Origin of the sequence: Parafrankia sp. Ea1.12, assembly GCF_900465275.1 — a bacterium.
In the GTDB taxonomy this organism is placed as follows: domain Bacteria; phylum Actinomycetota; class Actinomycetes; order Frankiales; family Frankiaceae; genus Parafrankia; species Parafrankia soli.
On the sequence record NZ_UBIZ01000139.1, the window covers coordinates 1 to 10605 of the forward strand.

Sequence of the window (10605 nt, forward strand, 5' to 3'; positions counted from 1 at the left end):
GGCCGCGGTGCACCACAGCCCACGGGATCTCGCCGTCCACCTCGTCGTCGGGACCGCGTCCCCGGCGAGCTGGGAGTGGGCGCGGTGGCTGCCGCACTGCCGCCAGCCCGACGGGCCTCCGGGAGCGATCCTCGTCGGGGCGGACGGGCCAGGCCGGGCGCGGCGCGTCGACGAGCTCGCCAGCATGATCGACGCCCGGCTGGCCCGCGCCGGAGGCGGCGGTGCCGCGCAGGTGCCGCGCGATCCCGCGGTGCTGGTCGTCGTCGAGGGCGCGGCGTCGATGCGGGCCGCACTGATCCCGGTGCTGCGCTCCGGGCCCCTCGTCGGCGTCTACGTCGTGTGCCTCGAACGTGATCCGCGGCTGTTGCCGCCCGAATGCCACACGGTCGTCGAACAGGTGCCGGGCGGGATTCGGGTCCGGCGGCAGGGGGCCGAGGGCGTCGACCATGTCTGCCCCGACCTGGTCGCCGGCGAGCCCGCCGGGAGCGGCGATCCGCACCCTGCCGGCGAGCCGACGGGCGGCCCGGGCACGAGCGCCGGCCTGGGCGCGGAGATCTCCGGTCCCGCGGCCGCGGCCTGGTGCGAACAGCTGGCACGCGCGCTGGCACCGGTTCGCGACCCCGGCCCGCGCGAACGCGGACCGGCCTCCGCACGCGCGGAGACCAGACTGCTGGAGCTGCTCGACCTCGACCCGCCGACCGCCCGTGCGCTCGCCCCGCGCTGGATCACGGAGAGGGCCCCGGGGCCGGTCCCCATCGGGGTGTGCCCCGCCGGGCCGGTCAGCCTCGACCTGAGCCGCGACGGGCCGCACGCCCTGGTCGCCGGCACGACCGGATCCGGCAAATCGGAGTTCCTGCAGTCGCTGGTGGCCTCGCTGGCCGTCCGCAACCGGCCGGATGAGATGACCTTCGTCCTCGTCGACTACAAGGGTGGCAGCGCGTTCGGCGACTGCGCCCACCTCCCGCACACCGTCGGTCTGGTGACCGACCTCGATCCGCACCTGGTGCGGCGTGCCCTCGACTCCCTCGCCGCCGAGCTGCGCCGCCGCGAGGCGCTGCTCGCCGATGCCGGGTGCAAGGACATCGACGACTACAGCCGGGCGCCGCGGCCCTCCCACCCGGCGCGGCAACCGCTGCCGCGCCTCGTCGTGGTCATCGACGAGTTCGCCGCCCTCGTCCGCGAGCTGCCGGAGTTCGTCTCCGGGCTCGTCGGGCTCGCCGGGCGGGGCCGGTCGCTGGGGATCCACCTGGTGCTCGCCACCCAGCGGCCGGCGGGCGTCGTCTCGCCGGAGATCATGGCCAACACCAACCTGCGGGTGGCGCTGCGGGTCACCGACCAGGCGGAGAGCATCGACGTGCTGGGCCTGCCGGACGCCGCGCTCATCCCCGGGTCGTCGCCGGGCCAGGCCATCGTGCGGGTCGGCCAGGGCTCCCCGCTGACCTTTCAGACCGGCCGGATCGGTGGGTCCCCGCGCCGCGCCGAGGCACCGGCCGCGGCGCCGATCGTGATCGAGTCGCCCTGGCCGCCACCGGCCGATCTCGCGGACACCGTCGCCCGCGCCGAGAGCATCGCGGCGGGGCCTGGCCACGAGGCCGAGATCGCGGAGCGCGACAGCGAGGAACCGACGGATCTGCGCGCGCTGGCCCGGGCGCTGCGGGAGGCGTCCCGGATCTGCCGTGTCCCGGGGCCGCGGCGGCCGTGGCTGCCCCCGCTGCCCGCCCGGATCACGATCGACGATCTCCCCACGGACGGCTCGCCGGGCTCGGGCCCGGGTGGGCCAGGGCTGCCTCCCGTCCCGCTCGCACTCGCCGACCTGTGCCTGGCCCAGGCCCAGCCCGTCTTCGCGATCGACCTCGAGCACGGGTCCCACCTGATGATCCTCGGGTCCCCGCGTTCCGGCCGTTCCACGGTGCTGCGGACCTTCGCCGGATCGCTCGCCAGGGCGGTGTCCCCCGCCGACGTCCACGTGTACGGGCTGGACTGCGGGAACAACAGCCTCGCGCCGCTGACCGCTCTCCCCCACACCGGAGCCGTCGTCGGCGTCGGCGAGACCGAACGGGTCCACCGCCTGCTCGCCCGGCTGGCGGACGAGGTCACCTGGCGGCAGGAGGTTCTCGCTGCCGGCGGCTTCGCCGATCTGGCCGAAGCCAGGCTCGCCGCCGGGGCTCGCACCATCCAGCGCCACCGCACGGGGGACGAGACCTCGCCCCGTGCGGCGGACGAGACCTACCGCCGCGCGGAGGACGAGGAGTTCCGCCCGCACCGCCCGGGCGGTGCGGGCGGCGCACGGCCAGGGCGGCTGCCTTACCTGGTCCTTCTGCTCGACGGGTACGAGGGATTCCTGGCCTCCTTCGAGAGCTTCGACGGGGCGGCGGCGGTCGACCGCCTGCTGGCGCTCGCGCGGGACGGCCCCGCTGTCGGCCTGCGGATCCTGGTCACGACCGACCGCCGCGGTCTCACCGGCCGGCTGCCGTCCACCATGGAGCAACGGCTGGTGCTGCGGATGGCGGAACGCACCGACTACGGCCTGGCGGGCCTGGCGGCGTCCCGGATCCCCGACGCCCTGCCACCCGGTCGCGGCTTTCTGATCGGAGGGCCGGCCGGCCGCGTGGCACCCGTGTGGCGCGACGCCGCCGGCCCCGTCGAGCTGCAGGTCGCCCTGTTGACCAACGACCCCGCCGGGTCCGCGCAGGCAGGCATGCTGCGCCGGATGGCGGCTCCCGGCGGCCGCCGGGAGCCGAGCGCCGTCGCGAAGGGTGCCCCGGTTTCCTCCGCCAGCCCGTTCCCGCGACCGCACGCAGGCCCCGGGCCAGGTCGGGCCCCGCGCCCGCCGGTTCCGCGCCCGTTCCGGGTGGACGTTCTGCCCTCGCGGATCAGCGCGCGAGAGATCGCGGAGCTGCACCCGACCGGACCGGAGCCGGGCGCCACGGCGGGGCCGGGCCGGCGAGTCCCGGTCATCCTGGGCGTCGGAGGCGACGAGCTGGCACCCGTCGGCATCGACCTCGACTTCGACGGCCCCGGGTTCGTCGTGGCCGGCCCGTCCCGGTCGGGGCGCAGCTCGACGCTGATGAGTATCGGGCGCGGCCTGCTCGGCGTGGGATCACGGCTCGCGGTCGTCTGCCCGCGTCTGTCTCCGCTGCGTGGCCTCATCGGCCCCGCGGTGGTCCAGCTGGTGGAGGGCATGGCGCTGGAGGAGGCCCTCCGGCGGCTCGGTGGCCCCGGTCAGACGGTCGTACTGGTCGACGACGCGGAGCTTGTCTCGCCCACGCCACTCGGCGACGAGCTCGCCGCCTTCCTGCGCGGAGGACACGGCGGCGGGCTGGTGGCCGCCGGCACCACCGAGGATCTCGCCGGCCAGTTCCGCGGCTTTCTGGTCGATGCCCGCCGCTCGAGAAGTGGTCTGCTGCTTTCTCCCGGCGGCCCCGCCGACGGCGACCTGCTCGGCGTCCGGCTGCCGCGAACCGTCTGCGGGCCGGGGCCGCCCGGGCGGGGGCTCCTGGTCCGCCGCGGCACGATCACACCCGTCCAGGTAGTCGAACCATCACCAGCAGAAGCGGCGCGACCGCCACCGCACCCAGAAAATCGGAGTTGATGCATCAGTCCGACACCAAAGGTAACATCACGCTGTCGATCGGAGCACATCAGGACCATCTCCCGGACAGCAACCTACTGCCTGTGCATCCGACCCCATGACCCCGGACGGACGGACCACCCATGCGCACTGTCACCACCCCCGCGGCTCAGCACGCGGCCGGCCAGATGACCCAGCAGCTCACGGATCTCCAGACAACGACGGCGAGCCTCGTCGCCCGCGGCAACACCCTGGCCGACCCGACGAACTGGGAGGGCCCGAAGGCGCAGCTGTTCCGCACGCAGATCTGGCCCGAGGTGCAGAACACCCTGTCCGCGCTGCAGACGAACCTCGCCGACCTCGCCCGCACCGTGACCGAGATCAACCAGCGGACCGCGCTGGCCGGTAGCTGACCGCCCCGACCAGCACTCCCAGGCGCGACCCGAAGAGCCCGACACGCCCCTCTGCCCCAGGAGCATCTGATGACGACAACCTCAGGCGTCACCGTCCGGGCGACGCCACAGGCGTCGACCGCCGTCGACGATCTCGCCGGCATCATCAACGGCCCGATGCTGGCCCACTTCGACAACCTGCGCGCCACCGCCCGGGTCCTCCTGGAGCCGGAGAACTGGGACGGTCGCACCGCCACCGAGTTCCGCACGTCGATCTGGCCGACGTACGAACGCACCCTGACCGACCTGCACACCCAGCTCGACCGGTTGCGCATCCGCCTCGCCGAGATCCAGACCGACATCCAGGCGGCCGGCTGACGAGGTCGTCACCGGGCGCCACCCTGGCTGGGTGGGCGCTGCCGAGCGGGGTCGTCAGAGACCGGCGCCCGAGGGCTCCGTGAGCAGGTTGACGGCGTCGTCGGTGTCCAGTTGCACGCATCCGCCGCGGGTCCGGATCGTGGCCTCGGCGAGCTCGATGTCCAGCAGCACCCAGGAGCCGCCGAGCTCGAACAGGTCCCCGGTCGGATGCCGATCGGCGAGGTGCGACGCCAGGTCGGGGACGGATCGCTCGGCTACCGGCGCGACCCATCCGCCGAAGACGACGGACACCCAGTCGCAGCCGTCCGAACGCACCGGTCCGCACATCTGGAACCGGCAGGCCTGGTCCTGATCCCCCAGGACACGTCCCACCGATGCCGGCGCCAGCAGCACGATGCGGGCGGGCGCGCCACCGGCTCCGAACAGATCCAGCGACTCGGAGCCGGTCGGAACGGCGTCGGCGGGTCCCGTCGCCTCGGTGCCGGCCGGAGTGGGACCGGTCGCAGTGGGACCGGCGGAAGCAGGGCCGGCTGCAGTGGGGGCGGCGACGGTCGCGAAGCGGAGGCCGTGCACGACCCATCCACCCCACATGACCAGGCTGCCGTAGGCGGCATCGTGGACCAGCTCACGCGCGGCCAGCACGTGCACCGCCTCGGTGGGTGCGGTGCGCGTGCTGATCGACGGGTGCCCCGCGTCGTGCTGATCGATCATGCCGTCCACCACGTACTCCTCCAGCGTCCACTATGGTTAGGTTCGCTTTATTTAAGGTTACCTAACCTAAAGGAGGAGGCCCGTGCGCCACAAGCCCGTGGCCAAGCTGAGCCGGAGCATCGGCCTGCCGCTGACCGACAAGGCGGCCAGGTACTTCGAGAACCGGCCCTACCCGCCCGGCCCGCACGGCCGCGGCCGCAAGACCATGTCGCCCTACAAGGAGCGCCTGCGGGAGAAGCAGCGGTTGCGCTTCCAGTACCACATCAGCGAGAAGCAGCTCCGGCGCGCGTTCGACGAGGCCGACCGGGGGGCCGGCCGAACAGGCCACCTGCTGATCGAGGATCTCGAGACCCGCCTGGACGCGGTGGTCCTGCGCGCCGGCTTCGCCAAGACGATCTACCAGGCCCGCCAGTTCGTCAGCCACCGCCACGTCCAGGTGAACGGCAGCCGGGTGGACCGCCCCGGGTACCGCGTCCAGCCAGGTGACGTGGTCACGATCGCGGGGCGCAGCCGTCCCATGGCGCCGTTCCGAATCGTCGCGGAGACCCAGCCGGCGGGGACGGCACCGCCCGCCTACCTCGACGTCGACCGCACCGCGCTGGTGGCCGTGCTCAGCCGGCGGCCGACCCGGCCGGAAATCCCGGTCGTCTGTGACGAACAACTTGTCGTCGAGTACTACGCGCGTTGACAGGATCCGGCCGAGCACGGGTGATCCTCGGCGCTCGGCCTGCTCCGATTTCCCGTCACGGCCGGACGGTGGCGGCGGGCTGGTGGTCGCGGCCGGCCTCAGAGTTCGAGTTCGGGCAGCTGCGGGTCATGGATGAACCTGAAGGTCGCGGTCACCTCCTCGAACAGGCCGTGCAGCGCCGGAGCCAGGCCGGTGTTCGGGCTCGCGCAGGAGATCACGGCGACCCGGTCGAGCCCGGGGATGGGCACCGTCGTCCGCATCACGAGGCGGATGGCCGCCGGCCCGCCGTCCATCGGTCGCTGCTGCTCGAACGCGCAGGTCCGCACAGCGCGGCCGGCGGCGGGAAGGTCGACGAATCCGACCCGCCGCCACCAGCGCCGGGACGGCAGGTAGGGCACCACGCGCCCATGCCGCAGCAGGTCACGCGCCGGACGGCCGAGGTCGCGTCCGTGCCGTGACGATCGCCGGAGGTCAGGATCGTCCTGGGCGGAGTGCAGGCACACCGTGAGACACGCGGAGAGGCCGGCCCCCCGGACTTCCTCGATCATGACCGCGCAGTAGACGGCGCCACGCCTGTCCGCGTACGCGGCGGCCTCGCGAAGGATGCGGGCGACAGACGAGCCCTGCCCCGCGAGCCGCGGATGATCTCGTACCCGTGCGGCGGCCATCCGGGAGATCGCCACCGAACTGCGCGCGGCCTGTGTGTCCAACGCGAACCAGTTGTCCGGCACCGTGATGGTGAAGCGATCGGGTTTCCACCGCTGCGCCTTCGTATGCCCCTGCACCCAGGTCGTCCTCTGCTCGGATGTGACCTCAGAACACTGCCATCTGTGTTGGAACTCCAACACGTCACGCTCACGCCCGTGCTTCAAACTCCCCAATTGGCAAAGGTATGCACGATCACCCCGAACCATGACAAGTCGGACGTCCCAGGCAAGACAAGGGAGTGCGGGACGTGAGGCGCGGGAGGGCGCCCGGGCACGGAGGCAGCCGGCATCGCCCATGGGCGCAGGGACGCGCGGAGGCGATGGCACCTCCGACGACTCGTTACAGTCAGCAAGCCACGTGTCCTTTGTGTGAACGCTACGGCCGCTCGGCCGGAATATGACCTGTAGTGAGCCCAGACGTGGTGAACTGTCACATTGTGATCCAGGCGGGCAATTCACGACCGACCGCAGGCAACGGGGAGCGCCGGCGCGGCGGCTCCGGCGCCGCGCTCCTGCTGGGGCTCGGCGTGGGTGTTCCCGTTCTCCTGCTCGTCCTCACCGGCACACCGGTCGCCGCGGCGGTCGGCGACGAGGGCGCGTTCACCGGCGAGTTCGGCGCGGGCAAGGTGCTGCGTCTGATGGTCCTGGCCGCCTGGCTGGTCTGGATCCACTTCATGGTGTGCGTCATCGCCGAATGGCGCGCCGAGCGGCGGCAGACGGGGCTCGCCCCGCGGATCCCGTTCGGCGGTGGCAGCCAGGCGCTGGCACGGCGCCTCGTCGACGACACACTGCGGCTCACCTCGCCCCGGAACAGCTCGACGGGCCGCTCGGGCGCGCGGCACCCCGCCCATGCCCCGGCTCGCGGTGGGTCCGGCGGCCCGGCACGCGGTGGCTACCGGGCCGGCGGCACCAGCCGGACGAACACCGGCGGGCGCACGAACCCCGGCGGGCGGACGAGCACAGGTGCGCAGGCGAGCGCGGCTGGGCGGGCAGGCACCGGTGGACGGGCGACCGCCGGCAGCCGCGCGGGCGCCGGCAGCCGAGGCGGTCGACCGTCCACACGGCCGGCGAACGGCCCGGCGGACACCGGCGCCGCCGGGAGTGATGAAGCCACGCCACACGGTGGTTCCGAGCCGGCTACCCGTGCCGGGAGCGCTGGGGCCCGGGCCGAACGCGGGTCCCGCACCGACCGGGCGACCCGCATCGAGCGGGCCGCCCCGACGGGGCCGCTACGCCGGTCGGATCCGGCCGCGATCTCACGGCTGGCCCGCGGGCTCACCGGGCAGCAGCCGATCCCCGCCGGGCCGGGCGGGGCCGCGCCGCCGGTGCCCGGTACCAGCCCTGGAACCCGCTCGGCAGCCGGCGGCCTTCTGCCGGCCGGCACCGGCGGTGGCGGGGCCGAGGCGCGTGGCGGGGCGGGCCGGGGCGTCCCGGCCGGTGCCCCGTCAGGCGTTCCGGGCCGAACCGCCGGCGCCAACACCGTTCCGGCCACCCGCGGCACCGCAGGTCAGGCCACCGGCACCAATGCTGGTCCGGCCGCCGGCGACAGGTCGGACCAGGGCGGCGCCTCGGGAGGCTCCGGTCCCGCGACCGACCGCTCCGGGGGCTACCGGTGGGATGAACGGGAAGCCGCGCCACGGGCGCTGACCGCCGGCGAGGAGGCCCCGGCGGACCTCTTCCCGGACGGCATGGACGTCAAGTTCTGCGAGGTCCGCCCGCCTGACGGGCGCCAGTACGACACGCTGTGGGCGATCGCCCGGCGGCTCCTCGGCAACAGCCTGCGCTACCACGAGATCTTCGCGCTCAACGAGGGCCGCGCGCAGCCCGACGGCCAGACCCTCACCAAGCCCTCCCTCATCGCCCCGGGATGGGTGCTCATGCTTCCCCCGGACGCCGAGGGCGAGGAGGTACGGACCCTGCGGGTCCCGCACCGCGAAGCCTCCTGGGTCGAGGAGGTCCACGCCCGCTTCGCCGCCCAGGGCTCCGCGGACGGTCGCGGCGGCACCGACGGTGCCCCGGGAGGCGACGACATCGGTGGCGGGCCGGCATCCACCGGGCCGCTGCGCAGCGGTGCGGGCGGCTGGTCCGACGGGCCGGAGGCGGGCCAGGAGCCGTCGCCCTACGGGCCGGGTATCGGGAACTCCGGCGAGCGTTCCGCGTGGGGCGGCGAGACGGGCACGCCCGGCGGGATGGGGCCCGGGCGGCTGGGAAGCGGGCGCGGCATCACCGGCGCGGCCCTGCTCGCGGCGGGCGTGCTCACCGCGCTGACCCGGCGCCGGCCGGGCGGCGCCGGCGCGGACCCGTTCTCCGCCGAGGTCGAACACGCCCTGCGGCTCGCCGCCGACCTGCCCTCGGCCCGTTTCGTCGACCGGTCCCTGCGGCTGATGTCCGCCGGGCTGACCTCGCGGGGCCGTCCCCTGCCGCCGGTGTACGCCGCGATCCTCACCGACGCCGCGCTCGTCCTGCACATGGCGCCGGCTGTGCCGGAACCGCCCCCCGCCCCCTGGCAGCAGGGCAACAACCCAGGCTCCTGGCGGATCGAACGCAACCCCGAGGCACCCGACGGGCTGCCCTTCGACGCGAGCGCCAGCCTGTCGGCGGACGTCCCGGCGCCCTACCCGGCGCTGGTCACCCTCGGCCGGGATGCCACCGGCTGCCGCATCCTCGTCGACCTCGAGGGCGCACCCGGGATGATCAGCCTCGTCGGCGACCCGGCCGTCGCCAGCGAGGTGGCCATCTCCGTCGCGGTGGAACTCGCCACCAACATGTGGTCCGACGACCTGCGGGTCTGTCTTGTGGGCTTCGCGGACGACCCCAGCCCGATCGCGCCAGGGCGGCTTCGGACGTCCTCGAGCCTCTCCGACGTCCTCGACGAGCTCGAGGCACGCGGGCCGCGGGACACCGGATGGGGCAACGAACCGGGCGCCGCGCTGCGCGGGCGGCAGGCCGCCCACATCCAGTCGCTGTGGGCGCCGGATCTCCTGGTGCTGGCCGGGCCACCCGCCCCGCAGCACGCCGAACGGCTGGCCCGACTCTCCGGTGGGCGCGACGAGACGGTGGGCGTGCTCATGGTCGGCGACAGCCCCGCCGCCCGCTGGCGGTTCGCGGTCGGTCCCGACGCGCGGATGTCCCTCGGGGTGCTGGGCGTCGAGGTCAACGCCCAGACCCTCGCCGCGGCGGAGTACTCCGCCGTTCTGGCGATGTTCCGCATCGCGACCGGCGCGCGCCCGGCGGAGGCTCCGCGCCCGTCCTGGGCCAGCCGGCGCCTGCTGACCACGGGTGCGGACGCTCCCGTCCCCACCAGCCGGCCCTCCGAGCGAAGCGACGCCTGGGACGACAGCGAGGACCGGTACGGCGGCGGACACCAGGACGACGGCGAGGACCAGCACGGCAGCGAGAGCTGGCCCGACGGCACGGACCGGTACGACAGCGAGGAGTGGGACGGCAGCCCGGGCGGCCAGGCCACGGGCGGCTACCCGCCAGCCGGGGCTGCGGACGATGACCCTTACCGAACCGGGCCCTACCCGATCGCGGGCGGTTCCCTCCACCCGGCGGACCGTCCAGCCGGCCATCCGGCGGACTACGCGGACGACTACTCGGCGGAGTACGCGGCGGAGTACGCGGCGGACGGGCCCGACGGACACGCACCGGAGCCGACCGCGCCGGCGGGCCACTACCCGCCGCCCTACCCCGAGGAGCACCGTCCTCCGGCCCCGGACGGCCCGGAGGGTACCCGTCCGCCCCGGGGCTCGGGTTCGATCCCCGGAGTCGTGCCCTGGCTGCCCGTCCCGCAGGCCGGGCCCTCCGTCATCCGGATGCCGGTCGACGGGCCGTCCGGGCTACCCCCGAGCAGCCTGCCTCAGCTCCCCCCGCCGACGGTCACTCCGCCGCCAGTCCCACCAGTCGCTCCGCCACCAGTCGCCCCGCCACCAGTCGCCCCGCCGCCAGTCGACGCGCCGCCGGGCTCCCGGCCGCAGGCCGCCACGCCGGACGTGCCGGGCCGCGCGGGGCAGCACCAGCCGTCCGACGCTCCCCCGCCCTACCTGATCGAATCCGATCGACCGGCCATACAGCCGACGGACGTGCCGCGAGTCCCCCGCACGCTGCTGGTCCGGCCGGCGCACGGGCACGACGAGGCACAGCAGCACAGCCCCGACC

The 10605-nt window shown here is 74.5% G+C and carries 7 protein-coding genes; 5 read left to right on the forward strand and 2 right to left on the reverse strand.

The annotated features are described in order from the left end of the window. The 3 genes from FMEAI12_RS03495 to FMEAI12_RS03505 form a co-directional block, all read left to right on the forward strand. Window positions 1-3592: FtsK/SpoIIIE domain-containing protein (locus tag FMEAI12_RS03495; protein WP_112104949.1), on the forward strand; the 3592-nt coding region annotated here is incomplete at its 5' end. Window positions 3593-3714: 122 nt separating this feature from the next. Continuing rightward, window positions 3715-3984, forward strand: coding sequence for a pyrophosphorylase (locus FMEAI12_RS03500; RefSeq protein ID WP_112104950.1), 270 nt, complete (start codon window positions 3715-3717; stop codon window positions 3982-3984). Between the two features lie 69 nt (window positions 3985-4053). Further along, the gene (locus FMEAI12_RS03505) at window positions 4054-4341 is read left to right on the forward strand and encodes a hypothetical protein (protein ID WP_071062308.1); all 288 of its coding nucleotides are present in this window, start codon (window positions 4054-4056) and stop codon (window positions 4339-4341) included. Between the two features lie 54 nt (window positions 4342-4395). On the opposite strand, the gene FMEAI12_RS03510 is transcribed toward FMEAI12_RS03505, so the two are convergent. Beyond that, window positions 4396-5052 (reverse strand): hypothetical protein, encoded by a 657-nt coding sequence (locus FMEAI12_RS03510; RefSeq protein WP_235013657.1) that lies wholly within the window; start codon window positions 5050-5052, stop codon window positions 4396-4398. An 82-nt stretch (window positions 5053-5134) separates the two neighbouring features. On the opposite strand from FMEAI12_RS03510, the gene rpsD reads away from it, so the two are divergent. Continuing rightward, window positions 5135-5740, forward strand: a complete 606-nt coding sequence (rpsD, locus tag FMEAI12_RS03515) for a 30S ribosomal protein S4 (RefSeq protein WP_112104952.1) — start codon at window positions 5135-5137, stop codon at window positions 5738-5740. Between the two features lie 98 nt (window positions 5741-5838). On the opposite strand, the gene FMEAI12_RS03520 is transcribed toward rpsD, so the two are convergent. Next, window positions 5839-6525 carry a hypothetical protein gene (locus FMEAI12_RS03520; protein WP_112104953.1) on the reverse strand — a complete coding sequence of 229 codons (687 nt, stop codon included), beginning with the start codon at window positions 6523-6525 and terminating at the stop codon, window positions 5839-5841. A 329-nt stretch (window positions 6526-6854) separates the two neighbouring features. Here FMEAI12_RS03520 and FMEAI12_RS03525 point away from each other — a divergent pair. Beyond that, the coding region (locus tag FMEAI12_RS03525; RefSeq protein ID WP_146776628.1) for a hypothetical protein at window positions 6855-10605 on the forward strand (3751 nt) is incomplete at its 3' end.